This window comes from Terriglobus sp. (genome assembly GCF_965201105.1).
In the GTDB taxonomy this organism is placed as follows: domain Bacteria; phylum Acidobacteriota; class Terriglobia; order Terriglobales; family Acidobacteriaceae; genus Terriglobus.
The window spans coordinates 1,553,732-1,577,948 of record NZ_OZ241741.1 but is presented as its reverse complement, the minus strand read 5'-3'; the positions used below and the strand labels follow the sequence as shown (position 1 = coordinate 1,577,948).

At 58.5% G+C, this 24,217-nt stretch carries 27 protein-coding genes and 2 pseudogenes; 23 read left to right on the top strand and 6 right to left on the bottom strand.

The features are described from left to right. The first annotated feature begins 9 nt into the window (after positions 1-9). From ACOFKT_RS07030 to ACOFKT_RS06995, 8 genes and pseudogenes are all read left to right on the top strand, one after another. Positions 10-1,482 carry a hypothetical protein gene (locus ACOFKT_RS07030; RefSeq protein ID WP_419806694.1) on the top strand — a complete coding sequence of 491 codons (1,473 nt, stop codon included), beginning with the start codon at positions 10-12 and terminating at the stop codon, positions 1,480-1,482. 778 nt (positions 1,483-2,260) lie between these two features. Next, positions 2,261-2,701 carry a hypothetical protein gene (locus tag ACOFKT_RS07025; RefSeq protein ID WP_419806693.1) on the top strand — a complete coding sequence of 147 codons (441 nt, stop codon included), beginning with the start codon at positions 2,261-2,263 and terminating at the stop codon, positions 2,699-2,701. 36 nt (positions 2,702-2,737) lie between these two features. Then, positions 2,738-2,989 (top strand): hypothetical protein, encoded by a 252-nt coding sequence (locus ACOFKT_RS07020; protein WP_419806692.1) that lies wholly within the window; start codon positions 2,738-2,740, stop codon positions 2,987-2,989. Positions 2,990-3,527: 538 nt separating this feature from the next. Next, a complete protein-coding gene (locus ACOFKT_RS07015) occupies positions 3,528-3,959 on the top strand; it encodes a PQQ-binding-like beta-propeller repeat protein (RefSeq protein WP_419806691.1) in 432 nt (143 codons plus the stop codon). A gap of 204 nt (positions 3,960-4,163) precedes the next feature. After that, positions 4,164-4,862, top strand: coding sequence for a hypothetical protein (locus tag ACOFKT_RS07010; protein ID WP_419806690.1), 699 nt, complete (start codon positions 4,164-4,166; stop codon positions 4,860-4,862). Further along, positions 4,775-5,020 (top strand): annotated as a pseudogene (locus tag ACOFKT_RS07005) (c-type cytochrome); the annotation flags it as partial. The gene ACOFKT_RS07010 and the pseudogene ACOFKT_RS07005, both read left to right, overlap by 88 nt. A gap of 427 nt (positions 5,021-5,447) precedes the next feature. Continuing rightward, positions 5,448-6,008, top strand: coding sequence for a hypothetical protein (locus ACOFKT_RS07000; RefSeq protein ID WP_419806689.1), 561 nt, complete (start codon positions 5,448-5,450; stop codon positions 6,006-6,008). Between the two features lie 42 nt (positions 6,009-6,050). After that, a complete protein-coding gene (locus tag ACOFKT_RS06995) occupies positions 6,051-6,251 on the top strand; it encodes a cbb3-type cytochrome c oxidase subunit I (RefSeq protein ID WP_419807125.1) in 201 nt (66 codons plus the stop codon). Between the two features lie 55 nt (positions 6,252-6,306). On the opposite strand, the gene ACOFKT_RS06990 is transcribed toward ACOFKT_RS06995, so the two are convergent. After that, on the bottom strand, positions 6,307-6,678 hold the full coding sequence (locus tag ACOFKT_RS06990) for a hypothetical protein (RefSeq protein WP_419806688.1): 372 nt from the start codon (positions 6,676-6,678) through the stop codon (positions 6,307-6,309). Between ACOFKT_RS06990 and ACOFKT_RS06985 the strand changes: the two genes are divergently transcribed. The 6 genes from ACOFKT_RS06985 (at position 6,677) to ACOFKT_RS06960 (ending at position 9,030) form a co-directional block, all read left to right on the top strand. Beyond that, positions 6,677-6,862 carry a cbb3-type cytochrome c oxidase subunit I gene (locus tag ACOFKT_RS06985; RefSeq protein ID WP_419806687.1) on the top strand — a complete coding sequence of 62 codons (186 nt, stop codon included), beginning with the start codon at positions 6,677-6,679 and terminating at the stop codon, positions 6,860-6,862. The two genes, ACOFKT_RS06990 and ACOFKT_RS06985, sit on opposite strands and share 2 nt — an antisense overlap. Before the next feature lie 172 nt (positions 6,863-7,034). Beyond that, positions 7,035-7,376: a hypothetical protein gene (locus tag ACOFKT_RS06980; protein WP_419806686.1), complete on the top strand. Its 342-nt coding sequence runs from the start codon at positions 7,035-7,037 to the stop codon at positions 7,374-7,376. A 36-nt stretch (positions 7,377-7,412) separates the two neighbouring features. Continuing rightward, entirely contained in the window at positions 7,413-7,832 is a 420-nt protein-coding gene (locus ACOFKT_RS06975; protein ID WP_419806685.1) for a hypothetical protein, read from the top strand. 189 nt (positions 7,833-8,021) lie between these two features. After that, positions 8,022-8,408, top strand: a complete 387-nt coding sequence (locus tag ACOFKT_RS06970; protein WP_419806684.1) for a hypothetical protein — start codon at positions 8,022-8,024, stop codon at positions 8,406-8,408. Positions 8,409-8,411: 3 nt separating this feature from the next. Then, complete coding sequence (locus ACOFKT_RS06965) at positions 8,412-8,564, top strand: hypothetical protein (protein ID WP_419806683.1); 153 nt, start codon at positions 8,412-8,414, stop codon at positions 8,562-8,564. 34 nt (positions 8,565-8,598) lie between these two features. Further along, positions 8,599-9,030, top strand: coding sequence for a cytochrome c oxidase assembly protein (locus ACOFKT_RS06960; RefSeq protein ID WP_419806682.1), 432 nt, complete (start codon positions 8,599-8,601; stop codon positions 9,028-9,030). Between the two features lie 955 nt (positions 9,031-9,985). On the opposite strand, the gene ACOFKT_RS06955 is transcribed toward ACOFKT_RS06960, so the two are convergent. Together ACOFKT_RS06955 and ACOFKT_RS06950 are read right to left on the bottom strand one after the other, a co-directional pair. After that, on the bottom strand, positions 9,986-10,339 hold the full coding sequence (locus ACOFKT_RS06955; RefSeq protein WP_419806681.1) for a VOC family protein: 354 nt from the start codon (positions 10,337-10,339) through the stop codon (positions 9,986-9,988). A gap of 425 nt (positions 10,340-10,764) precedes the next feature. Continuing rightward, a pseudogene (locus tag ACOFKT_RS06950) lies at positions 10,765-11,141 on the bottom strand (winged helix-turn-helix transcriptional regulator). 152 nt (positions 11,142-11,293) lie between these two features. Between ACOFKT_RS06950 and ACOFKT_RS06945 the strand changes: the two are divergent. After that, positions 11,294-11,998 (top strand): NAD-dependent epimerase/dehydratase family protein, encoded by a 705-nt coding sequence (locus tag ACOFKT_RS06945; protein WP_419806680.1) that lies wholly within the window; start codon positions 11,294-11,296, stop codon positions 11,996-11,998. Between the two features lie 385 nt (positions 11,999-12,383). Here the strand turns inward: ACOFKT_RS06945 and ACOFKT_RS06940 are convergent, their stop codons facing one another. Beyond that, the gene (locus tag ACOFKT_RS06940; protein ID WP_419806679.1) at positions 12,384-13,262 is read right to left on the bottom strand and encodes an SDR family oxidoreductase; all 879 of its coding nucleotides are present in this window, start codon (positions 13,260-13,262) and stop codon (positions 12,384-12,386) included. Between the two features lie 178 nt (positions 13,263-13,440). Here ACOFKT_RS06940 and ACOFKT_RS06935 point away from each other — a divergent pair, with 178 nt between their 5' ends. From ACOFKT_RS06935 to ACOFKT_RS06915, 5 genes are all read left to right on the top strand, one after another. Next, positions 13,441-13,929 (top strand): winged helix-turn-helix transcriptional regulator, encoded by a 489-nt coding sequence (locus ACOFKT_RS06935; protein WP_419806678.1) that lies wholly within the window; start codon positions 13,441-13,443, stop codon positions 13,927-13,929. Between the two features lie 40 nt (positions 13,930-13,969). Then, positions 13,970-14,605 (top strand): alpha/beta fold hydrolase, encoded by a 636-nt coding sequence (locus ACOFKT_RS06930; protein WP_419806677.1) that lies wholly within the window; start codon positions 13,970-13,972, stop codon positions 14,603-14,605. A gap of 249 nt (positions 14,606-14,854) precedes the next feature. Beyond that, positions 14,855-15,454, top strand: a complete 600-nt coding sequence (locus tag ACOFKT_RS06925; RefSeq protein WP_419806208.1) for a WHG domain-containing protein — start codon at positions 14,855-14,857, stop codon at positions 15,452-15,454. 79 nt (positions 15,455-15,533) lie between these two features. After that, positions 15,534-16,424 (top strand): SDR family oxidoreductase, encoded by an 891-nt coding sequence (locus tag ACOFKT_RS06920; protein ID WP_419806676.1) that lies wholly within the window; start codon positions 15,534-15,536, stop codon positions 16,422-16,424. A gap of 100 nt (positions 16,425-16,524) precedes the next feature. Continuing rightward, entirely contained in the window at positions 16,525-17,268 is a 744-nt protein-coding gene (locus ACOFKT_RS06915) for an SDR family NAD(P)-dependent oxidoreductase (protein ID WP_419806675.1), read from the top strand. A gap of 142 nt (positions 17,269-17,410) precedes the next feature. On the opposite strand, the gene ACOFKT_RS06910 is transcribed toward ACOFKT_RS06915, so the two are convergent. After that, positions 17,411-17,773: an SOS response-associated peptidase family protein gene (locus ACOFKT_RS06910; RefSeq protein ID WP_419806674.1), complete on the bottom strand. Its 363-nt coding sequence runs from the start codon at positions 17,771-17,773 to the stop codon at positions 17,411-17,413. A 389-nt stretch (positions 17,774-18,162) separates the two neighbouring features. After that, positions 18,163-18,600 (bottom strand): tyrosine-type recombinase/integrase, encoded by a 438-nt coding sequence (locus tag ACOFKT_RS06905; RefSeq protein ID WP_419807124.1) that lies wholly within the window; start codon positions 18,598-18,600, stop codon positions 18,163-18,165. Here ACOFKT_RS06905 and ACOFKT_RS06900 point away from each other — a divergent pair. From ACOFKT_RS06900 to bcsA, 3 genes are all read left to right on the top strand, one after another. After that, positions 18,514-18,687: a hypothetical protein gene (locus ACOFKT_RS06900; RefSeq protein WP_419806673.1), complete on the top strand. Its 174-nt coding sequence runs from the start codon at positions 18,514-18,516 to the stop codon at positions 18,685-18,687. The two genes, ACOFKT_RS06905 and ACOFKT_RS06900, sit on opposite strands and share 87 nt — an antisense overlap. Before the next feature lie 256 nt (positions 18,688-18,943). Further along, positions 18,944-19,375: a hypothetical protein gene (locus tag ACOFKT_RS06895; protein ID WP_419806672.1), complete on the top strand. Its 432-nt coding sequence runs from the start codon at positions 18,944-18,946 to the stop codon at positions 19,373-19,375. Positions 19,376-19,646: 271 nt separating this feature from the next. Further along, on the top strand, positions 19,647-24,143 hold the full coding sequence (gene bcsA, locus ACOFKT_RS06890) for a UDP-forming cellulose synthase catalytic subunit (protein WP_419806671.1): 4,497 nt from the start codon (positions 19,647-19,649) through the stop codon (positions 24,141-24,143). The last annotated feature ends 74 nt before the right edge of the window (positions 24,144-24,217 follow it).

Below are 24,217 nucleotides of genomic sequence, written 5' to 3'. Positions count from 1 at the left end.
CCTTCTTCCGTGCGTACCTTAACGCTACAGAAGCGAACGATCGCGGCATTGTTTCTCAGTTTGGGAGCGGGGATGCGCGCTCACCCGCTGTTAGGACAGGGGGCTGCTTCCGGACGAGCTTCGATCATAGAAAAGTTGCACGGAGGAGATAACTCCGCAGCCCTCTCGCTTGCTGAGGCGGCGCTGCGTTCGGCACCCCGCGATTGCGCCTTGTTGTCCTTGAAAGCTGTTGCGCACGCAGGTCTACAGCAGTCTCAGACCGCACTCCGCTCATTCCAGTTGGCTCTCACTTACTGCCCGAAGTATTTGCCGGCCCTGGAAGGTGCGGCACAGATAGAGGTTTCTCTTGGGGACACGAATGCCGTTCCACTCCTGGAGCGGGTGCTGGCGATCGATCCGGCAAACATGTTGGCGCAGTCCACGTTAGCCAACATGCTGCGGTCCGAAGGGAAATGCGAACAAGCCCTGACCCACTATCAAGCCAGCAGACCGCTTTTTGCTGGCCATCCTGACCTCCATCAAAGCTACGGCGCTTGCTTGGCAGTGACCGGCGATCTGCAAGGTGCATTAGCGCAATACAAGGAGTTGCTGGCCTCGGAGCCGAACGACAGAATCCGGTACGACGTCGCATTGCTGCAGTGGAGAACCCATGCGAACGATGACGCGCTGGAGACGATCGCTCCGCTGCTCGCGGACGTGAAGCAGGTGAGTGTGCTTTCACTCGCCTCCAAGATCTATGAAGAAAAGGGCGACACTCCAAAGGCAGTGGCAATGCTTCGTGAGGCCATCATTCAGGCACCTGAAGACGTTGACAACTACCTTGATTTCGCGACGATCGCCTTTAACCATAAATCGTTTCAGGTTGGAATCGACATGCTCAACGTCGGTCTCCAGCGGCTTCCCAAGTCCGCTCCGCTGTTCGTTGTGCGGGGAGTGCTTGAGGTGCAACTCTCGAAGTCGGATGCTGCCATCGCGGACTTTGAGCAGGCTACCCGCATCGACCCCAAACTGTCTTACGCGACAGACGCCATCGGCGCCATGCAGAGTCAACAGCATCAGAACACGGCGGCACTGGCAATGTTCCAGGCGCAAGTCAAACAGCACCCCGGCGACCCTCTTCTTCATTATCTGCTCGCGGAACAACTTGCAAGGGCTGTGGACACGAACGACGTCGCCGGCCTTGACGCCGCGATCGCCGAAGCCAAACAAGCTACAACGCTCTTTCCGGCGTACCAAGCAGCTCATGACCTTTTAGCTTCCCTCTATGTCAGAGCAAAGCAGCCCAAGCTTGCTGTTGAGCAGGCAGAGCAGGCGTTAGCCCTGAACCCAAATGACGAGCAGGCACTCTATCAGGAGCTTATGGCGCGAAGGCAAACGGAAAGCAGAGCGGAACTCGGGCGCCTCACCGAGCGTCTCAAGGCCGTCCGCGAGGAAAGGGAGCGAAAAGAAAGTAATGCTACTCAGTACGGCTTGCAGGAATGAAGGCTGCTCTGCCGTGTTCGCAGCATGGATATCGTCGCAATATAACGTTCAAGGCACCTGATGCCTTGGACGTTTTTTCCATTTAGTGCAGCCTGGCCCAGACATTGCGTGCCTTCCAAGTCATTACACTACGTCCGATGATGAAGGTTCTGTATATCCGGACGTTGGTCACACCGCAGCGGTGGCCAGATTGGTATGGCGCGAAAACCGGATCGGTACCATCCTTCTTAGCACGACACTACACCCTCTTCCAGGTTGTGGGTATTCTTACGCTGGGTGAGGTCCGAACGGTTCGCGTGACGACGTCGTCCTCCTCGCCCCTATATGCGACGATTTCCGATTCGAAGCCTAACAGCACGGGTCGCAGTCAGCCGGCTACCGCCAAGTGAGCTCATAGCGGGTACACGCATCGATGAGCTTTGGTAAACCGTCTTCTGTCGTGAAAAGAGCCTTCAGCATGTTCATGCGGATCTCCCTGTTTGAGTGCGAACTTTAGCGCATCCCGTTCTTTAGTTATGCGTTCCTAACGCACAAATGCGTAAGAAGACGTGAGCGCCAATGCCATTCACGTCATAACTAGCGCGCATACCTTGCCGGACGTATGCTCCGACTCATCGTGAAGATACGCAGTCAACGGCGTCGCTTTCTCTGCCTGATCAGGATTGCCACCTACGGTGGCGTGATCGCTTTCGCGAGCATGCTCGGCGGGGGCAAGAAGAACACACAGACGATGCAACATCTGCAGTGATGGTGCCAGGTGCGCCCATGTGCTGGAGCGATGGAACCCGATGACGGACAGTGGGTTCGCGCCACCAAGGATTACGCGAACCGCCGCTACAGCACCTTGGACCAAATCAACACAGGCAATGTGAATCAGTTGAAGGTGGCGTGGACGTTTGATACGGGCATCAACCGGGGACAGGAGTATGCGCCTCTGGTTGTGAACGACACGATGCATGTGGTCTCGCCGTGGCCGAATAAGCTATTCGCTTTGGACCTTACCAAGCCGGGTGGCACCCTGAAGTGGACCTTTGAACCGAACCCGTCGAACGCGGCAAAAGGCGAAGCTTGCTGCGACTGGGCGAATCGCGGGGTGGTCTATACCGAAGGCAAGATCATTTACAACACGCTGGATGGCTATACGGTTGGTGTGGACGCCAACGATGGGCATCTGCTATGGCGCACCCACTTGCCGACATTCAAAAGGGCGAAACCATGACGATGGCGCGCCCATGGTCGTCCGAAACGAGGTTATGTGGGCGATAGCGGCGGCGAATTCGGCGTGCGTGGCTGGCTTACCGCACTCGACACTTCGAGCGGCAAAGTGCTGTGGCAGGCCAAGCACACAGGTCCAGACAAGGACGTGCTGATCGGACCACGGTTCAAGCCCTACTACGACAGCGAGAAAGGCACGGATTTGGGCGTGAAGACGTGGCCACCCGGCGCATGGAAGGTGGGCGGCGGTACGGTGTGGGGTTTCTCGCGTACGATCCAGAACTCAACCTGATCTATTACGGTGCCGCTAATCCTGGGCCGTGGAACCCTGAGGTACGGCCCGGCGATAACAAATGGACTAGCGGAATGTTTGCCCGCGATGCAGACACCGGCGAAGCTATTTGGTTCTATGGCATGTCTGCGCATGACCTGTACGACTGGTATGGCATTAATGAAGACGTTCTACTGGACCTTCCATAACAGGAGCGATGCGCAGGTACTCGTTCGGCCTGACCGTAATGGCTATATCTACGTGATCGATCGATCGAACGAACGGCCAGGTGCTGTCCGCCACGCCATACGTGCATATCACCACGTCAACGGATGTGGATTTGAGAACAGGACGACTGCAGCATGTCCCCGAAAAGAGATCAAGACAGGGCAGGAAGTTCGCGATGTCTGCCCGATGGCGCCCGGCTCGAAGGACTGGCAGCCATCCTCCTTTTCGCCGCGGACCGGCCTCCTCTATATCCCGCACGAGAGCATGTGCATGGATGAGGAGGGCGTCGAGCCCAACTACATTGCGGGCACGCCCTTATATCGGCGCGAACGTGCGGTACTATCCCGGGCCCGGCGGCAACATGGGCGAGACCATGGCGTGGGATCCCATAGCCGGCAAAAAGGTCTGGACCATTCCTGACAAGTTTCCAACGTGGAGCGGCACTGTCACCACGGCGGGCGAACTGGTCTTCTTTGGCACGCTGGACGGCTGGTTCAAGGCTGCCGATGCCCGAGACGGCAAGATCCATTTGCAATTCAAGACCGGCTCCGGCATCATCGGCCAACCCATTACCTACCGCGGACCGGATGGAAAGCAGTACATCGCGATCCTCTTTGGCATCGGTGGCTGGCCGGGCTCGATCGTTTCAAACAACCTAGATACGCGCGACGATTCTGCCGGCAATGGCTGGGGCAGTGCCATGCGCGATCTTAAGAAGGCAACGCAACCTGGAGGAACGCTCTATGTGTTTGCGCTTCCGTAGCACTTCGCTTCTCTTAGCGTGCAGTTTACTGTGCGCTGCCGGTTCGGCAGAGGCCGAGCAGCCGCTGCCACTGCGCGTCTGTGCCGACCCTGACAACCTGCCATTTTCGAACCGCACCGGGCAGGGCTTTGACAATCGCATCGCGGAGATGGTGACGCGCGACCTAAATCGGTTTTTATCTGGACACGCAGTCGCCGCGGTCTCATGCGTGAGCAGTTCAACAAGAACACCTGCGACCTGCTGATGGGTGTGCCCGCAGGCATGAAGGCGATTGCCACGACGCAGCCCTATTACAAGTCGTCCTATGTGTTCGTAACCCGAGCGGCGGAGCGTTTTGCGATCACATCGTTCACCGATCCGCACCTGAATGGTCGAAGGATCGGCCTGAAGATTCTTGAGGAGGATATGTCGCCTCCATCGTTGCCACTCATCCGTTCAGGACATGCGGCGGGGCTGGTCGGCTTTGAATCTTTTGGCAATCAAGCCGGAGACATTGTTCGCGCGGTCGCAACGCAGCGCGTGAACGTCCCCGTGGTGTGGGGACCGGTGGCTGGCTTCTTTGCTGCGAAGCAGCACTTTCATGTGGCGCTGCACGCCGTATCGCCTGCGGTAGATCCTTCGGGTATTCCGTTCGTGTATGCCATCACGATGGGTGTGCATAAGCGGGACACCGCACTGCGTGACGCCGTAAATGCCTCGCTTGTACGGTTGCAGCTGCAGATCGCGCGGGTGCTGGCTGCCTACCATGTGCCCACGTTGCCAATGCAGCGAGGTGGCGCATGTGAAGTCTTGGGGTGCTGGCGTTGTCGAGCACGATGTTGCTGGTCGCAGGGTGCAAACGGGAAGCACGCGTGTTCGATCTTGGCGCCAGCAGTGCGCAACTGGCAGACGGCGTCGCTGTGAATGATATCCACGCCGGTGGAGCGGCGTACCCGCCCACTGCGGTCAAATACGAAGAGAGCGCCTACGCTGTGTCTGAGGGCAAGCGCCTGTATACAGCTTACAACTGCGTCGGATGCCACCAGCACGGCGGTGGCGGCATTGGGCCGGCGCTCATGGATTCCACGTGGATTATGGCAGCCGTCCTGAGCAGATCTAGTCGGACATCGTGCAGGGCCGGCCGAACGGAATGCCAAGCTTTCAGAATCGAATTCCGGACTACCAAATATGGGAGATCGCGGCGTACGTGCGTTCGCTTAGCGGGCTCATACCAAGCGACATCGCTCCTTCTCGGGCTGACGAAATGCCGGTTGCCAAAGCTGAGCAGGCGCGCGAAAAGAGCATCCAGCGGACGAGAACCCGCAACCCATTCAGGGACCGCGATGCTTGCGGTGCCCGGCTTCGGCAGCAATCAAACCTCTCTGAACCCGGTGGGTCCGGGTGCTGCGCACATTGAACACACGTCCTCACGCATCTTCTGGGTGACAAGCACGGTGTACTGCCTGACCATGATGGCGCTTGTGCTTGGTGTGTATCGCATGCGCCACCATGCCCGCACCGCAGACGACCACGGAGTCCGGAGACCGCATCGCTACGCGCGCCTTGGCGGGCGCGATGGTCGCAACGGTGATTTTGCTTTTTATCCTGTTGATTGCAAACTTCCGCACCAGTCACGCGCTTGGCAACATGACGCGGCAGAACGCACTGCAGGTCAACGTGTATGGCCACCAGTGGTGGTGGGAGGTGCAATATCCCAACCCGGAGTCCGACAAGATCGTCACCACGGCAAACGAGATCCACCTCCCGGTCGGCGTTCCCATTCGCATTCATGGCACATCGCGCGATGTGATTCACAGCTTCTGGGCGCCCAATGTGCAGGGCAAGCGCGACTTCCTGCCCGGCTACGAAACCGACGTGATCATGCAGGTAGATCAACCGGGTCGCTGGCGCGGGCAGTGCGCGGAGTTCTGTGGCGCGCAGCACGCGCACATGGCCTTCTACATCGTTGCCGAGCAGCCGGAAGGTTTAAGCAGTGGCTTGCCACGGGCGCACAAAGTGCGGTGGAACCGAACAATGCGCAGACCCAGCATGGGCAGCAGGTGTTTCTGACGCACGCCTGCGTCATGTGCCACGCCATCAGCGGTTTCGGGACTGGCCGTCGCGGTTGAGATCCTGGTGACGGTGTTCCGCCTTCGCGCTCCGCGCATGTCGCTCAATCGCATCCCCATTTTCGTGTGGGGCCAGACAGTCACGGCGTTCATGGTGATCTTCTCGCTGCCCGCGGTCATGCTCTCCAGCACCATGCTCTTGCTGGACCGCACAGGTGGAACGCAGTTTTCAACCCCGCCGTAGGCGGCGACGTACTGCTGTACCAGCACCTGTTCTGGTGGTTCGGGAACCCCGAGGTCTACCTTATCTTCATCCCGGAACGGCCATCGTGTCGACTATCGTGACCCCCTTCAGCCGGCGGCACGTCTTCGGTTACCTGGTGCTCGTCCTTTCGCTGGTCGCCACCGCGTTTATCGCATTCGGCCTCTGGGTCCACCACATGTTTGCCACCGGCATCCCGCAGATTGCGGAAGCCTACTTCACGGCAGCCAGCATGATGATCGCCATTCCCAGCGGAGCGCAGATCTTCTGCTGGATAGCCAAACTCGCCACGGGCAAGGTGGTACTGCGGACGCCACTGTGGTGGGTGCTCGGTTTCTTCTTCACCTTTGTCATGGGAGACATGATGGGAATCTTCGTTGCCTCTGTACCTGTCGATCTGCAGGTGCATGACACATACTTCGTCGTCGCGCACTTCCATTACGTGCTCATCGGCGGTGCGGTATTCCCTTTTCGGCGCCCTTACGTATTGGTTTCCCAAAGTCACGGGACGCATGCTCAGCGAGAAGCTCGGCCAGATCAGCTTCTGGCTTTTCTTCGTCGGCTTCAACGTCACATTCTTCCCATGCACCTAGTCGGCTTGCGCGGCATGCCGCAACGCGTGTACACTTATCACGCCAATATGGGTTGGATGCTGCCGAACCAAATCGAATCACTCGGCTACATACTGCTATTCGTTTCGGTGTTGCTCTTTATCTGGAACGTCTTCCGCTCGCTGCGCACGGGTGCACTGAGTGGATCCAATCCGTGGGGGGCGCGGGGACGTTGGATTGGGCCACGGACTCACCGCCCGCGCCGTACAGCTTTCTGCATCTGCCCACGGTGAACGGCCGCGAAGCGCTTTGGGACGCCTCGCCGAATCAGCCGATCGTTGTTGGCTTGGATGAACACACGCGGGCGCACCTGACCACACGCACGCTCGACGCCGAACCCGACGGCAAGAATGAGTTCCCTGCTCCTTCGATCTGGCCTTTCCTGACCGCAGTGGCCACTGCGGTTACTTTCGTCGGCAGCGTCTTCACCCCCATGGGGCATCACCATCGGCGCGATTTCCGTAGCCCTCTGCATGATCAGCTGGTTCTGGCCTGAACCGCAGGCCGCAGAACGACGCCGCCCGAGGGAGATATGGCAGAACAGGTAGAGCGCGCGGTTCTGGATGTCTCGCGAATGCCGACTGTTGTTTTCGGTACACGCCGCCCCACGTGGTGCGGCATCATCGGCATGATGGCCATCGAGGGCAAGGTCTTTGCCCTCATGATCGCGTCGTACTTCTACCTGCACCCGCGCGTGGTTGAGTGGCCGCCACACACCCTGGCCCCCGACCTGTTCTGGGGCACGCTGAATACCGCCATCTTCGTTCTAAACGTGATCCCAAACGAGTGGTATCGTCGCCGAGCACGCAAAGGCGATCTGCGCGCCGTGCGAACCGGCCTCGTGATCCTGAGCCTCGTCGGCATCGGGAACGTGGTTGTTCGCTACTTCGAGCTGCGACATCTGAACTGCGATTGGAGCCTGACGCGTATGGCTCTGCGGTATGGCTGCTGATGGGTCTGCACATCACACATCTGCTCACCGATCTGGTCGACACCATCGTGCTCACCACGCTCTTCTTTATGCCCAGGGTGGAAGGCAAGCAATTCATAGACGCATAAGAGAACGCCTACTATTGGTACTTCGTTGTCGTGTCATGGATACCTTTTTACCTGGTCATCTACTGAACACCTAGGTGGCTGCATGCCTGAACCCGCTCACAGGTCCGACCCCGTTCCGCTGCCCTCCCCGCAACAGCAGCGCGTCGATCGCGCTTTGCTGGCCAGCGTGCTGCTGTGTCCACTCGCGGTCGGCATCAACACGATCGTGGGTTACGGTGGCGCACTGGGGATGCGATGTGAATCGCAATACAACAAGTTACCTCGTTCCATCGTGGACTTCTGCCTGTGCGGTATCGCCGCGGCGCTTGCGTTGTGGTCGTCGCGCCAGCTTGCACCAGCCGACGAAACCACACCCAACCTTGAACGCAGGCGCTTCATAGTCAAGATGGGCCTTGGGCCTTTCTGCCTTGGTGCAATCGTTGTATTGGCTGGAACACTCGCTATGTTCATCATGGCTTCGTGTGATTGAGCCATGACGGTTATCGCTGCCATTTCGAGCATCGCCTTGCTCTTTCATTGGGACGAGGAGCCGCAGATGCCCGCGCCGTCAGTGTGGAGCGTGCCCTGGGGCTGGGAGCTCGCAATCGTGCTTCCGCTTGCGGTCATGCTCTGCTTTACGCAGTAGGAGCCGTGCGGCGCGGCAGCTTGCATGCCCTTCGGTGGCGTCAGGCCAGCTTCCTCGCGGGCTGGCTCACGCTCGCGTTCGGCTCACTTCACCGATCCACGAATTAGGCGAACAGCTGTTCAGCGCGCACATGCTCCAGCACGAGATATTGATTCTCATCGCAGCGTCGCTCATCTCCGCGTCGCATCTCGGCGCAACCTGCCTATGGGCGCTCGCCCCACGGCACCGCACGGGCGTCGGCGGATGCGTGCATACTGTGGAGCGATCTACGCCCGTCCGGTTCTTCATGCGCCCGCTCACTGCCTGGCTGCTTGAGGCTGCAACGCTTTGGATATGGCAGACGCTCCGCTGGCCGGCACCGCGGTCGAACTCGGGCGGATGCGATTGCGAAATAAGAGCACGCCGCAACCAGGCCGCGAACTGCCGGAACGCCGCCCAAGGCGACGCGCGATTGGGCGCTCGGTGATGTTATCGCAGATCAGGATGAAAATTGGGGTCGGCCAAACGATCTTTGAGCCGGACTCGTAAAGCCAGCAGGCCTTTCCATCAAAGTACGGCAGCATCAGCGGCCAGCTTGCGGCCCATTCCAAGCTCCTGCGATACCTCTCGGTCAGGTATGATAGGTAGAGCGAAGGAAAAGCGAATGCGTTTAGTGTCTCTCCTGCGCGACGATGTTGGTTCCCTTGGTCCACATCTCTTCGAACTTGCGCTGGAACCGCTCTGCAGTCTCATCCGACACCTAGTACAGCACATCGTTGTCCTGCCGCTTGAGTCCCGTCGGGACGAGTTCGCAGAACCGGTGCGGACAAGCGCCCGTCAATGACATAGCTCTTGAGGTGCATGAGGTCTCTTGCACCCTTGACCCGAACTTCCACTCCCACCGCAAGCAGAACCCCGGTCGTGGTCGGCCCACCCCCTTGCGCTTCCCGCTGGGATTGCTCCCGGTCGCGGTATACACGGACGCGGACGCCCTTACGGGCGAGCGCAGCCAACTCCTCGGCCAAGTAGCGTCCGTGAAGCCGTACATCGCCACATCGACCGAGCGGGTTGCTGTATCGAGTTGAGCCAGCTCACTCCGTTCCAGATTCGATCCCGGCGAGTACAGGTATTCCGTCGTCTGCGCCGCTGCGGAAGCGGCGGACAGCAGAAATCCCATTTAAGATGTGTGCGGTCTTGCCCATCGTGCCACTTACCGGCCTGAAAAGAAACGCGGAATAGACCGAAAGCAGCACATAAGTGGGAGTAGGTCCCAAATTCCGGCAACGGCGTTTCTCAGGACCTATGCTGGGCCGCTCTGACTGACGTAGCGAATGCGCGGCTAAGTCACAATTGAGTAGTCTCGTCACCATTGCTGCGCGAAGCCGCCAGCATCACTGCGCAAACTTTGCGATCGCTTCTGGAGTGACGGGGGGTGAAGAGGTTTACAAGATTGCCGTTTGGGTCGCGAAATAGAAGTGAGCGGTTTCCCAAGGCATTGTTGTCGGCTCCTGTACGAATCCAGACAGCTGCTCTTTCAGACGTGAGAACTCTGCGTCTACATCCTCTACGAGGAACTCGAGGATGACACTCCGGTTCGCCTCGGGTTCAAGCTGATCTTCTGCATGGAACACAGCGAGCGTACGTGTGCTGCCGATGGCAAGGGTGCCTCGCGAGGTGGTGAGTTCAGCGAAGTCTGGCGTATACCGGGTCGCGGAAGTACCGCTGATATTCTCGTAAAGCTGATCAGCCGCTCTACACGAAGCCCACCCTTGGAACGCCAGCAAACAATACCTCATGTAAAGACTGCCTCGACCTTGCAAGAACACGTTCGTGAATTCGCCACGGGCGTAAGCTCCAGATCCGCTCCCGCAGCGAGGACGGAGGAGAAACAAAACGAGTGATCTGGCCCGTTATACTCGGGTACACAGAAACGGTCCGCTTACTAGCAGCCTAATGTGAACTACGAAAGGACTTCCGGCATTTCAGAACGGATCGCATACTTATAGCTGACTTTCTCGACGAAGCTCATGGCCTAGATCTTGGTGAACTGAAGAGAAGATGGGAACACTACATGCAAACGGCACGTGGACTGCCCCTGCCGTAGGCAGTCCGGACTTAACCCGTCCACGCACGTCAAGTTCCGTTAATCATCCGGCCCGAGCAGCCTTTAGGTATTGCCGGTCTCAATGCCGAGAGTCATTTAGCAGGACCTATGCGACGGTCACCCACTCTGCTTTGCCGATCGGTCGAATTCGATTCGTGCTCTTTCCACCCGCTCCCGTTGTGACAAGGCCCACTGAGCCAACGCCGTCACAGGCACGAGCACATCGTGACCCAAGTCCGTAAGTTCGTAATCGACCCTCGGCGGGATGCTTGGCGTCACAGTGCGCGAGATGTATCCATCCCGTTCCAGTCCGCGCAGCGTTGCGGTAAGCACTTTTGCGAGATAGACCCAATGCTGCGTTTGATCTCAGTAAAGCGCATGCTTCCACGCGCGAGCATAGCAATCACCAGAATCGACCACTTATCTCCAACCCTTGCGAGAACGTCACCGACGGACTGGCAGACAAGGGGTGGAAGATCGCTGAAGCTCTGCACGCAGGGTCGAGGCTTGGGAACCTGAAGGTGACTCGGTTCTTCAAAGTGCCTCCTTGTAGCCTTTTCCGCCTCCACATACTATCTCGGTATCCGTTAGATACCGATCCTGGAGAAAAGCCTATCTGTACTGAACGGCAGAAAGCAGGCCAGGGATGAGCATCACGCCCAAGAGCGAAACTGTTTTAGTCACGGGCGGTTCCGGGTATGTCGCTGGATGGATGATCGTGGGCCTGCTTCGGCAAGGCTACCGTGTACGAGCTACGCTGCGCAGCTTGGGGCGTGAAGACCAAGTTCGGGCCGCGATTGCCAGGCAGGTACATGCGGACGACCGCCTGGAGTTCTTTGCAGCCGATCTCCTGAGCGATGCAGGCTGGGACGAGGCTGTCTACGGGTGCGACACTGTTTTTCACGTTGCCTCGCCCATGGGACAAGGAGAGCCGAATGCCGATCTCGTCCGTCCTGCGCGTGACGGTACTCTGAGGTTGCTGAGGGCTGCTTCGAAACACCAAGTTCGCCGTTTCGTTTATACCTCGTCAGTGGTCGCGGCGCAGGCTCCAAGCATTGCTGGCGAAGTTCAGCCGCGAACCGACGAAACCACCTGGACCGACGCTCAACAGAAAGGCCTGAGCGAATATGCACGGTCAAAGACTTTGGCGGAGAAGGCGGCATGGGACTTCATCCAGCAGGACTCGTCGGGTATGACCATGGCAACCATCCTGCCCGGTATGATCCTTGGCCCGGTGATGGCGGAGAGCGTTTCGGGTTCGCTTGAATTGATCTATCGCCTTCTAAAAGGAAAAGTGCCGGCTCTTCCTCCGTATTGGCTTCGCGATCACCGAGGTTCAAGACCTGGTTGATCTTCAACTGAAAGCGATGACGAGATCTGAAGCCGCAAACCAACGTTTCATCGGTGTCGGACAGTTCCTTTGGATGTCTGAGATGGCGGCTCTCCTGCGCGAGCAGCTTGGCTCAAGCGCAAGCGCCGTCACGACTCGCTCACTGCCTGATTTCGTCTTGCGCCTTGCAGCAGTCTTCCAGCACGAAGCACGTTTTATGGCTCCCATGCTTGGTAAGCGTCGCGAATTTGATGCGAGCAAGGCCGCGTCTCACCTTGACTGGCGGCCCCGTCCATCGCAGCAGGCCGTAGTCGATTGCGCCAGGAGCGTCGTCCAACTGCCGAGAAGCGACGTGAACGAAAGCGCTACGCGGCGGACGCATTCGCGAAGACTGTAGTCACCATGCTTACTCTCCAAGGTAGCGCATGTTCTCGAGATCTTCGATAAGCCCCGGTCCGGTTGGTAGCCAACTGAGTTTCTGCTGAGTGATTGCGCTTGACGCCGAAAGGTCTAGACCGACGTACCCGCCGACCCGGCCGAAGTGGGTCAGTGCCTCCTCCGGAGGGATTGAGACAACTGACATTTTCAAGCTCTGTCCGATCACGGCGGCGATGTTCCGTAGCGGTATGCCCTCTTCGGCGACCGCATGGTAGCGCGAGGGTTCGCGCTTTTCCAGGGCAAGTCTGTAAAGACGTGCAACATCGGATACGTGCGCTGCTGGCCAGCGGTTCAGTCCCTCAGCCACATACGCCGAAACCCCCTTTTGTCGGGCGACGGCAATAAGCGTGGTGATGAGGCCTTGCTTCACGGTGTTGTGAACCTGAGGAACGCGCACCACTGTCACGTTTACTCCCTGCACGCTGAGCGCGTGAGCCGCCTGTTCCGGGCTGCGAGGCGTCGGTGAAACAGCCGGTGCATCCACATCCTCCGTTATGGGTCGCTTTGGCGAAGGCAGACCGAGCCCCGCGCTGACAATCAGGGGGCGGTCGGAGCCAAAAAGCGAGCTGCCGAAAGTCGTGATCGCTTGCTTCTCGATTGCGCCGCTCTGCTCAAAGTTCTCGTGGTCAAAGGCACAGTGAATGACTCCGTCGGACTGTGCAGCCCCATTGCGCAGGACCTCCAGATCTTCGAGACTTCCCCGAAGCGCCTCGGCGCCTGCGGCAAGCAGGTTTCGGGTGCCGGATTCAGACCGTGTGAGCCCGAGTACCTGATGGCCAGCGTTGATAAGTTCCGGAACGAGAGCCGAACCGATAAGTCCAGTGGCCCCGGTAAGAAACACGCGCATTTGGTTCTCCTTTACTGGTTGAAGCCGAGCGCACATGCGTTCCATGATGGTGCGTTGGGCATAGGTCAAAGATCACTCGAGAGCTTGATAGTTACTCGTAGATACCTACATGATGGAATGAGAGCGAAAGAAAAGGAAGACGGCACCTTTAGCTTAGGTAATGACGTGGAGGTAACTTTTGAAACAGATCAGCAAAGACGCCGTCCTGGGACCCGTGGCCCTCACCTGCAGGAGTGAAGAGACGGAACCGCTGCGCGAGTTCCTCGCAAGAGTCGGGGATAAATGGAGCATCCTCCTCGTCGTCACGCTCTCAAGAAAGCCGAATCATCGTGCCCGCTTTTCTGAGCTTCAGAAATCGATCGACGGGATCTCGCAGCGGATGCTGACAACGACTTTGCGTCAGTTGGAACGCGATGGTTTGCTGTCTCGTGAAGTGTTTCCGGAGGTTCCGCCACGAGTGGAATACGAATTGACCCGACTTGGCTCAGCCTCTTGGAGCCAATGCGGATCTTGGTTCACTGGATTGGAAGCAATTGGCACTCCATCAAGCAAGCAAGAGTTGTTTTTGACAATCGCGCCGTTACTCCAAAGTGATCTGCTCGATCCGACCTCGCCTGAAAACACCTTTAGCGCGCCGCTTGACTCGAACTCGCTTTGCTACGTATAGTAGCTTTTAGACTATTGTAAGTAGTAAACGGGTGAAAGACATGAGCGATGTTTCCTTGAATGACAAATCCCTTCCAACCTCGGCTCTCGGCAACGAGCCAACAGCCGAAGGGCGGCCGACCCTGCAAATGAGAAGTGGCCGTGGAACCGTCGGATTCGATGACACAGGCGGTTCTGGTCCTATGGTGATTGCAGTGCCCGGTATGGGAGACCTCCGGCGTGAGTACAGGTACTTGACGCCGTACTTAACTGCGGCGGGGTATCGCGTCGTCACGATGGATGTACGAGGGCACGGCGCGACGAGTCCGCAATGGAGCGATTATTCAGCGCGAGCGATTGGGCAGGATGTTTTGGATCTGATGACGCACCTTGGGCAGACAAGGGCCAGCATCATCGGAAATTCGTTCTCGGCCGGAGCGGCGCTGTGGGCAGCCCATGACGCCCCGGAAAAAGCGAGCCAGGCGGTGTTGATTGGGCCGGTGCTGCGCGACCCTCCGAAAGGCATCCCTGGTACCTGCGAGCCGCGCTCGCACTTGGTTTCGGCGGACCGTGGCGCGTTCGTTTCTGGCTCACATACTGGACCAGTCTTTTTCCGACCCGCAAGCCAGCGGACTTTGCCGCGTATCGCAAGACTCTGGGAGAGAACCTGCGAGAACCCGGCCGCATGGCTGCCTTGAAGAGCATGGTCTTTCTGCCCAAGTCGGACACCGAGGCCATGCTCACAAAAACGGAACTGCCCGTGCTGGTGGTGATGGGAAACCAAGGACGCCGACTTCCCGGACCCTGCAGCCGAAGCTGAATGGGCAAAAGACCGACTCGGGGCGGAGTTGCTCCTGGTTCAAGGTGCCGGACACTACCCGCATACAGAGATGCCGGAACAGGTGGGGCCGGCTGTGGTGAGCTTCTTACAGAACGGCAGGTCGTAGATGCCGCGCGCGGGATTGGATCTAAACGCGGTGTTGCAGGCCGCTGTCGCGCTTGCGGACTCCGACGGTCTAGAGACTCTGACCGTCGCGAAGCTTGCCTCGTTCCTGGGCATCAAGGCTCCATCCCTCTATAACCACATCCGCAGTCTGGAAGCGCTAAAAGATCATCTGACGGCACAAGGATTGCGATCACTTCTGGACCGCTCGCGGGACGCCTTGGCAGGCGTGGCAGGGCAAGACGCACTTGAGGCGCTCGGGCATTCCCAACGCCGGTTTGCGAAAGAGCATCCGGGTTTATGGGCAGCAATGCAGCTGCCTGTGGCCGGGTGGAGCGAAGCTTCGCAAACAGCAGGGGATGCTTACCTTGCCTTGGTTTTGGCCGCTCTTCGCGGTTACGGAGTCACGGGCGATGCGGCGATCCACGCAGCTCGGTTCATACGTGCCTCAATGCGAGGTTTCATTGATCTTGAGTTAGGAGGCGGCTTCGGTTTACCGCAGGACGTAGATGCAAGTTTCAGCACACTCCTGAAAATGCTTGATGCGGGCCTCCGTACCCTGCTCGACACTTCGGTCTCCGGGAGTCCTCGCTCTCACGCATAAGGCGCAGCAAGCGAAGCATGCTTGTCGCCGGCCAATGAGCTCGACCTCCATGAACGTTCAACAAAACTAAGGAGTCTTTATGCGCGTTTTTCTGACAGGGGCAAACGGGTGGATCGGGTCTGTAGTCGCCCAGGATCTGCTGAAGGCAGGCCACTCGGTGGTCGGCCTGGTGCGCTCGAAAGAGAAGAATCAGGCCCTTGCCGCGGCAGGTGTCACTCCTCTGGTGGGATCTCTCCGAGACCTAGATGTCCTCCGGCAGGCAGCGGAAGATGCCGATGGCGTCATCCACACGGCATTCGGTCTCGACATGTCACAGATCAACGACTTGGCGGAAGAGGATCGACAGGCGATTGAAACCTTCGGAGAGGTGTACGCCGGTTCGGACCGGCCGATCGTCATCACCGGCGGCGTCGGTCTCGACCCCTCGGGCGAACCTTTTCTGGAGGAGGCGCGGCCGCCGATCATCCCTGAGTTCCCGCGCGCGTCGGAGCAGACCGCGTTCGCCCTCGCAGAGCGGGGATTGCGCGCGAGCGTGGTCCGCAATCCCCGGTCGGTGCACGGGCACGGCGAACGCCACGGGTTCATACCCATGCTGGCTGCAGTCGCGAAAGAGAGGGGCTTTTCCGCGTGGGTTGGCGCCGGGCAGAACCTGTGGCCTGCGGTGCACCGGCTCGATGCCGCGCGAGTCTACCGCCTCGCGCTGGAGCGCGGCGCCGACAACGAGGCCTATCATGCGATCGGCGAGGAGGGCGTGGCCTACAGGTCGATCGCCGAGGCAATCGGTCGGCAACTCGGCGTTCCCGCCAAGTCTCTGACCCCCGAAGAGGCTAAAGAGCATTTCGGCCCGCTCGCCATGTGGGTGGCCGGCAACGGTCCTGCATCGAGCGCCCGGACCAGAGAACTGCTCGGCTGGGCGCCGCAGGAACTCGGCCTGATCGCTGATATCGAGCAGCCCGATTATCAGGGCTGACGGGCGGCCGGCAACCTGCTAAAGATTGGTCCGGAGCGGGCGGGCGCTCAGCGCTACTCGCTCCGACTTCTGCCCCGATAGAGCATTGGAGAAAATTGTTATGGACCGTTTGAAAGACAAGGTCGCCCTGATCACGGGGGGAACAAGCGGCATCGGCGCAGCCACTGCCGCGCTCTTCCACGCGGAAGGAGCGCAGGTGATCGCGACGGGATCGAGCGAGGCGTCGGTTGAGACAGCCCGTCGCCAAATGCCCGGCATTACCTTCATTCACTCCGACGCGGCCGACCCTGAAGCTGCCAAGCAACTGATCGAGCAGGTGCGCCGCAACCACGGCCGTCTCGACGTCCTCTTCGTCAATGCCGGCATCGCCCGCCTGTCGACGATCGAGGCGATGGACGAGGCCGTGTTCGACAAGGTCCTGGGCGTTAACTTTCGCGGGCCTTACTTTCTGATCAAACATGCTGCCGCCCTTCTGGTCGACGGCGGCTCGATCGTGCTCACCTCTTCGCTGGCGGGAGTGCGCGGCATCGCTCAGCTGAGCGCCTACGGCGCCAGCAAGGCGGCGCTCCGTTCGCTCGGCCTCAGCCTCGCCGCCGAGTTCTCGCCGCGCAGGATCAGAATCAACACGATCACGCCCGGGCCGATCGCCACCGAAATGGGCTCCAAGATGGAGGTCACGCCCGACCAGGCCGCGGGCTCATCGGACTTCGCCAGCAAGGTACTGCTGGGTCGCATGGGCCGGCCGGAAGAGATCGCAGCCGCGGCGCTCTACTTCGCGTCTGAAGATTCGCATTTTACCACCGGCGCCGAGCTGGTGATCGACGGCGGCTACACCGTCCAGTAGCTTCTGAGGGTGTCATCCGCGGTGATCAATGCTCGAGAAAGACGGCAGCATGGCGAGTATGTCTCTGGCTTTTCGAAGCCGAGGCGTAGTCACAGGCGCTGAGCTTGGTAATGAGAAGTCGCATCGTGGGAAGTAATCAGCTTCAGAGTGGCAGTTCCCCGTCTTCGGCTGCTTTCGCGGCAGCCCGCATCATCTCGGGACCGTTCTTCCTCACGTTGTTGACCTTGGGATTCCTCCTACACTTCCATGCCTTCGGACTCGTACGGTCTCCCCTGTCGAGCCAGCGATCGTAATCCCTGGAATGCAGGATCACCGGCATACGCGGATGGATGCGGCTTATCAGCTCGTTCGCTTCCGTTGTCACAATCGCGAAGGACTGCAGCCAGTGACCGTCCTTGTCTTTCCAGGCGTCCCCAGAGTCCCGCAAAAGCAAAGGTGTTCCGCTCGATAGCTCTAAAGCGTAGGGCTGCTTCGGCGGTTTCCCTTCTTTCGGCCATTCGAACAATGCCGAGGCCGGGACGAGACAACGCCGTTTCTAAAGAGCTCGCGCCAGGTCGGGGCTTGGTGATCGTCTCCGAACGGGCGTTGATGGTCGAAAGCCCTTCACATCCTTCAGATCCTTCGTGAAAAACAGAACGAGGCCCCATCGGGCCAAGATCAATTCGCGGTCACCTTTTCTCTGCTCTGCCGGATGATCGGCTGGTGCGTTATCGACGCTACGTTGTATCGCGCGTTCGGCATCGGTAGCTCGGGCGAATTTGGCTGCGCACGGAAGTGCTCCGCGAGCATCTGCTTGTCACTCCGACGTACGTAACGGCCACACATTCGAGTTCTTACCTCCTGTCAGTTCGCATCGATGGACAACGGCGTCAGCGATCTCCTGAATAGCTATTCTTACAAGCCAAGACTGTCATTCACCGCAACAGCGATCTCCTGCTCGCTACTGAGGTATCGCTCCGTCATCTGGGTCGACGAGTGCCCCAGCAGGAACTTGATTTGCTCCAGGTCGCCACCGGCCTTACGGCAGAGCTTCGCACAGGTTTGCCGCAGATCGTGCGCACTGAAGCGCTCGATCCCGATTTGCCTGGCTGACTCCGTCACTACAGGCCAGATCGCCCAGTCGCTCAAGCTTTCGCCGACCTTGCCCACCTTGTTGACGGAGCGCAGCAACGAACCTTCCTCGATCTTCGCCGCGGTCTGCCAGGCATTGATCCCGTTCTTCACCAACACTGGTACCGCTACGGTGTGGATGCGGCCGCTCTTGCCGCGCAGATCGGCGATGACCCAGCGGTTCTCCCGCTGTTGGATCTCCTCGACGGCCAGGGAGGCCAGTTCCCTTTTCCGGAGCGCGCAGCCGACCAGCAGGACGAGGATGGCGTAATCCCGATTGCCTGTCGTTTCTCAAATTATTTTTCGTAGTTCTCTCATGCTCTTTGTCGTATTCTTGCGCGCATGGGAGAGCGCGGAGCAGCCACGGCTACGGTTGAGGGCCCGTGAACTGGAGCGTTACCGGTTGATCGAACCGTATCTGCAAGGAGCTAGAACACTCGCGTCGATTGCGGGTCAGGCCGACGTCTCGCTTCGAACAGCGCAACGATGAGTGGACCAGTACCTCAGGTACGGCTTGGAAGCTCTTGCGACAAAGAAACGCTCCGACTGTGGGCTGAGGCGGGTAATGTCCCTGAAGGTTATCGAGATGATCGAGGGACTAGCGCTGGAGAAGCCGAGGATGCCCATTACTAGGATCTATCGGAAGCTCACCGAGTTTGCAGCAAGAACGGGTGAACGGCTTCCGAGCTACCAGGCCGTTCATCGAGTGGTGCAGGCCATTCCAGTGAGCCTTATGACTCTCGCTCATAGCGGAAGCCGAATCTACTGCGAGCGCTTCAATCTCATTCATCGTCGCGAGGCCGCCAAGTCGAATGCCATCTGGCAGGCCGATCACGCACAGCTCAGAATTCTTCTTCTTCGCGAAGACGGCACAAGCTCACGACCTCGGCCGCCGATTGTGATCGGCGACTACAGCAGGGAGATAGCAGGATATTACCTGGGCTTCGAAGCTCCATCCGTCCTGCGAACCAGCCTTGCGTTACGACAGGCGGTGTGACGGAAGAAGGAGAGCCCTTCCGGTCAGCAGCCTCCTTTCGTGTCATTCGGACGGAGCGGAGGTGTTATCGCCGAACCCCGTTCTCTTGATCGGAATAGCATGGCGCCCTCAGGCTCGGAGTAGCAAGGCTCTCTCTGCCCAGTTCGCGTCGACCAGAGTTTGTTGTGTATATGCCAGCAACCACGAACGGATCTGAGGCGCGCCTCTGTAGCCCAATTAGGTGATTTCCTCGACTCTCCTTCGAGCCGACAATGCCATATGGAGGCTTCTCTTGGGGCAGAACCGTGGACCGAGTGGACTTGTTATCTGGATGATCTGTGTGCTTGCGTGCACTTTACTGCTTCTGCAGTTCATCAGTTTGTACCTAAGTTGGCAGCGACAGGCCCTGGTCGGCACCATCATGGTTTGCGTCTGCCTGCTTCTGCATCGACTGAGCAAGGCCAAGGTCGTGACGCTTGCGTTAATGCTGGTCTCCCTAGCGGCGACGCTGCGATACGGGTGGTGGCGCGTGCGGATGGTGATTGACTTCTTCACCGATGAGGCGAGTCACCGTCTCTCCATCGACTCGCTCTTGATGTTGATCTTGCTGGCAGCTGAGGTTTACACCGTGCTGATTATGGTGCTTGGCTATATGCAAACCAGTCAGACTTTAGGCCGCAAGCCGATCCCCATGCCTACGGACGAAGACCTGTGGCCCCACGTTGATGTTTTGATCCCGACCTACAACGAGCCCTTGTCATTGGTGCGCTACACCGCTCTTGCGGCGATTGGCATGGACTACCCGCCTGAGAAGCTTCACGTTTACATCCTCGATGACGGGACCCGGGCTGAGTTCCGGGACTTTGCAGAAGCCGCCGGCGTGGGTTATGTCGTACGCGACAAGCACACTCACGCGAAGGCAGGCAACATTAATCACGCACTCACCACCATGGGTGCTCCGTTAATCACAATCTTCGATTGTGACCACGTGCCGACGCGCAGCTTCCTGCAATGTACGGTCGGCTGGTTCCTTGTGGAAGAGAAGCTGGCGATGCTGCAGACGCCCCATTTTTTCTATTCACCAGATCCGTTTGAACGCAACCTGCTGCAGTACAAAGACGTGCCGAACGAAGGAGAGTTGTTCTATGGTGTGATCCAGGACGGCAATGACTTCTGGAATGCAACCTTCTTCTGTGGCTCTTGCGCGGTAATCCGTCGTGTCGCTCTTGACGAGGTAGGTGGCATTGCGACGGAGACAGTGACAGAGGACGCACACACCAGCCTGCGCATGCAGAAGAAGGGCTGGAACACTGCGTACATCAACATTGCGCAGGCGGCCGGCCTCGCAACGGAGACATTGGCCGCACATGTGGGTCAGCGCGTTCGTTGGGCACGCGGCATGATTCAGATTCTTCGTACAGACAATCCACTGCTCTCCAGCGGCATGCACCTTTCACAGCGGATCTGCTACTTCAATGCAATGCTGCACTTTCTCTATGCGGTACCGCGGCTTGTGTTCCTGTTATCGCCTCTGGCGTATATGCTGGCTGGCCGCACGATCATCCCGGGTTACTGGATTACCATCCTCGCATACGCGCTTCCACACCTGGTGCTCAGCAGTTTGACAAACTCGCGCATCCAGGGCCGCCACCGGCACTCTTTCTGGAACGAAATCTATGAAACGGTGCTCGCACCATACATCCTTCTGCCAACTTTACTTGCGCTCGTGAATCCCAAGCTCGGGAAGTTCAACGTGACGGACAAGGGCACGACCCTGAACGAGACGGTGTATGACAGCAAGATCGCCACACCTACAACGTGGATGTTATTTCTGCTCTTTGTAGGCCTGCTCGTAACGCCGTACCGACTCTTTGTGCTCGACCCGCAACACCCGGGCGTGATCTTGTCGAACCTGGTCTGGATATTGTTCAACATGGTCATTCTCGGAGTCGCGGCTGCGGTAGCGCACGAACAGAAACAACGCCGTTCCTCGGTTCGTATTCCGGTGCGTTTACAAGTGGAAATAACGTCGGAAGCTGGCTCCGTGTACACCGGTGAAACTTGTGACATGTCTGTCGGGGGCGCTTCCGCCGACGTGAAAGCTGACGGGGCGTTGCGTGCTGGCGAATCAGTGCGGGTCGGCTTTCCCCAGCAGACAGGCGAAGCAACCGTGACGGCTACTGTACTCATTGGCCATGATTCAAATATTCGCCTCCAGTTCACCGATTTGACAATTTCGGAGGAAGAAACGCTCACTCGCGCACTTTACTCTCGTGCTGACTCGTGGATCCACGTGCGGAACAAAGTAGAACCAGACCGTCCACTGCTTAGCCTCGCACGAGTCGTTCGTCTGTCTTTCACGGGCTTCAAACAGGTCTGCCTAGACCTGCTGCCTCGTAAGCGCACCGGAGATGCAAGCGCGCCTGCCGCTGTCAGCGCCGTGACCGCTTCGCTTTTGGCTTTGGTGTTTGGCTTGTCTGCGTTATCGCAAACTTCGCAACCTGCATCCTCAGTCAAAGCAGCACCATCACCGGCCATTAGCGAAACATCCGCAACGCCGAGGCAGATGCACATCGCTTTTAAGGATCTTGGCATCGTGAGTACCGCGGATTTGCGCGGTCCACACGGGTTTTATTCGGTCCACTTCACGCTTCCTTATACAGATATCCCTCGGTCTGCTTCGTTGCTGCTCAGTTCTCGCTTCTCAAGTGAACTCCGGGCCGGCAGCGGTCATATTCAGATCCGCCTCAACGACACGAGTGTCGGTGAGTTGCATGCTCCCACGGCGAACCAACCGGAACACCAGTTTGTGGTGACCCGCATCCTCCTTCCTGCGGAACTCCTCATCCGGGACAACGACCTAAGCTTTGAGTTTGATGGACAGCCGCGTAGCTCTTCGCGAGAGGTGCCCGTTCTGGCGGAGTTGGGCGCGAGTTCCAGGATCGAGCTGACTGCCGATCCGCTCCCATTTCACAGTGACATAAGCCTTCTTCCGCTTCCCCTCTTTGACAGCGATGTTCCCATCTCCGAAACCATAACGTTCGCATTTCCGCGCCAGCCGGACACGGCCACACTTCAAGCGGCTGGAGTATTGGCTTCGTGGTTTGGCATACTTTCCAGCGCCAAGCCCGTCCGCTTTGCCGTTGTGGTGGGTCAAGTGCCTGCCGGAAATGCGGTAGTGTTCGCCACGAGTGCCGAGACACTTCCATCGCCATTGAACGTTCCGCACGGAGCGTCTTTGCAGATCGTTCCGAATCCGAAGGACAGCAATAAAAGCCTTCTTATTCTAGGTGGCGATACAAGCGCCGACCTGCTCACGGCTGCACGCACACTCAGCATGCGTAAGGGGGGGCATCTCATCAGTGGCCAGACTCCCGCTTCTCAGGGAACGATGGAACATCTGGATGCATTTTCACTTCCTGAGAAGCGCAAACCCGACGACGCGCCTCGGTGGCTTCCCACGGATCGTCTAGTGTCGCTGGCGACCTACAGTCCACAGCCGTTCCTGCAGGGTGACGGCTCTCGTCCTCTCCCGGTCTATTTTCGTGTGGCTCCCGATAGCTTCTACGGTGAGGCGCAAAATCTTGCCTTGCACACTCGCTTTCGTTATAACGGCCAAGCCATCGCACCCGGTTCTGCGTTGCGGATCGTCTTGAATGGAGAGCTGGTCAACGAGGCTCCGCTCAGCCCGGGAACCGGCGATGTCGTTGGACGTAGGCAGGCGCTACTGCCGCTGGCAAACATGCGCCCCTTTGCCAACACACTCCTCTTCAAATTCGATTTCCTTCCCTTGCGTCGGCCAGGCATGACGAGCGAAGCCTCACTCCATGGTCTGCAAGGTACTATTCTGCGCGAAACAACGTTGGATTTGCGGGAGGTGAACCACTACGCCGCACTTCCCGATCTTCAGCTGTTCAGCAATGCAGGTTTCCCGTTTACCCGTTTTGCAGACTTGGGAGAGAGTACGGTCGTGCTTGCACATCAGGCTTCGGCGGCTGAGATCGCGCTGTTCCTGCAGCTCATGGAGCACTGCGGACGGCAGACCGGATATCCCGTGCTGCGCGTCGAAGTAGCTGCACCGGAGGAGATGACGCGAAGTGATCGCGATTACCTCGTTTTAGGAACGTCTATGAATCAGCCAGCTTTCGCAGCGTTGGATAGCGTTCTGCCACTCATGCTCTCTCAGGACGGTGTTCGTCTTCGGGAGAGCTCGTCGAATGAAGGAAATCTGGCCGGTATCTGGCGGAACATCACAAGTCGCGCATACAGCCTGCTTGGCATTGCCGACGATCGCAAACAACTACCCTCCGCGACCACACCAGCCGACGTCGCCATCGAGGGTATCGAGTCACCTTACGGCAGCGGACACTCTTTAGTAGCGGTAATCCTACGGGACGACAGCGCTGAAGCGGCGTTCGCAGACCGCTTCATAAACACTGATCAATCGAGTGAAATCTCTGACGCAGTCAGCCTCCTACGGGACGGTCGTTTTCAATCGTATTCCGCGAGTGCGACTTCGTATCACGTGGGCAGCATCTCGAAATATATGGTCATCCGGATATGGCTCACCCAGCAATTCTGGCTGCTGACGGTCGGGCTTTTCACCGCTAGCCTGATCTTGGCCCGAGGTGCTCGCTCATGGCTCGATTATCACAGTGGTAGACGACTGGCGTTTCCGACGGCACCCGACGGCTCTCCGCTATACAAGCCACTGTACGAAAGTGGCTACGGCATCAGTGCGTACCAAGGCTTGGGCGATCCCCAGGAGAGCGAGCGAGAGCAACGCTGACGCACGCTCGCTGTACGCCCGTCGCGTCGGCCCATCACCGTTTACAAGCAGGATCAGCCCAAACCAGCTGTGGC

Coding starts and splice junctions, on each gene's coding strand:
- ACOFKT_RS07025 (WP_419806693.1), top strand. CDS start 2,261: ATGGAACCCGATGACGGACAGTGGGTTCGCGCCACCAAGGATTACGCG.
- ACOFKT_RS07010 (WP_419806690.1), top strand. CDS start 4,164: ATGCGTGAGCAGTTCAACAAGAACACCTGCGACCTGCTGATGGGTGTG.
- ACOFKT_RS07000 (WP_419806689.1), top strand. CDS start 5,448: ATGCCCGCACCGCAGACGACCACGGAGTCCGGAGACCGCATCGCTACG.
- ACOFKT_RS06985 (WP_419806687.1), top strand. CDS start 6,677: ATGACACATACTTCGTCGTCGCGCACTTCCATTACGTGCTCATCGGCG.
- ACOFKT_RS06990 (WP_419806688.1), bottom strand. CDS start 6,678: ATGCACCTGCAGATCGACAGGTACAGAGGCAACGAAGATTCCCATCAT.
- ACOFKT_RS06975 (WP_419806685.1), top strand. CDS start 7,413: ATGGCAGAACAGGTAGAGCGCGCGGTTCTGGATGTCTCGCGAATGCCG.
- ACOFKT_RS06970 (WP_419806684.1), top strand. CDS start 8,022: ATGCCTGAACCCGCTCACAGGTCCGACCCCGTTCCGCTGCCCTCCCCG.
- ACOFKT_RS06965 (WP_419806683.1), top strand. CDS start 8,412: ATGACGGTTATCGCTGCCATTTCGAGCATCGCCTTGCTCTTTCATTGG.
- ACOFKT_RS06955 (WP_419806681.1), bottom strand. CDS start 10,339: ATGAGGTATTGTTTGCTGGCGTTCCAAGGGTGGGCTTCGTGTAGAGCG.
- ACOFKT_RS06945 (WP_419806680.1), top strand. CDS start 11,294: ATGAGCATCACGCCCAAGAGCGAAACTGTTTTAGTCACGGGCGGTTCC.
- ACOFKT_RS06940 (WP_419806679.1), bottom strand. CDS start 13,262: ATGCGCGTGTTTCTTACCGGGGCCACTGGACTTATCGGTTCGGCTCTC.
- ACOFKT_RS06930 (WP_419806677.1), top strand. CDS start 13,970: ATGAGCGATGTTTCCTTGAATGACAAATCCCTTCCAACCTCGGCTCTC.
- ACOFKT_RS06925 (WP_419806208.1), top strand. CDS start 14,855: ATGCCGCGCGCGGGATTGGATCTAAACGCGGTGTTGCAGGCCGCTGTC.
- ACOFKT_RS06920 (WP_419806676.1), top strand. CDS start 15,534: ATGCGCGTTTTTCTGACAGGGGCAAACGGGTGGATCGGGTCTGTAGTC.
- ACOFKT_RS06915 (WP_419806675.1), top strand. CDS start 16,525: ATGGACCGTTTGAAAGACAAGGTCGCCCTGATCACGGGGGGAACAAGC.
- ACOFKT_RS06895 (WP_419806672.1), top strand. CDS start 18,944: ATGTCCCTGAAGGTTATCGAGATGATCGAGGGACTAGCGCTGGAGAAG.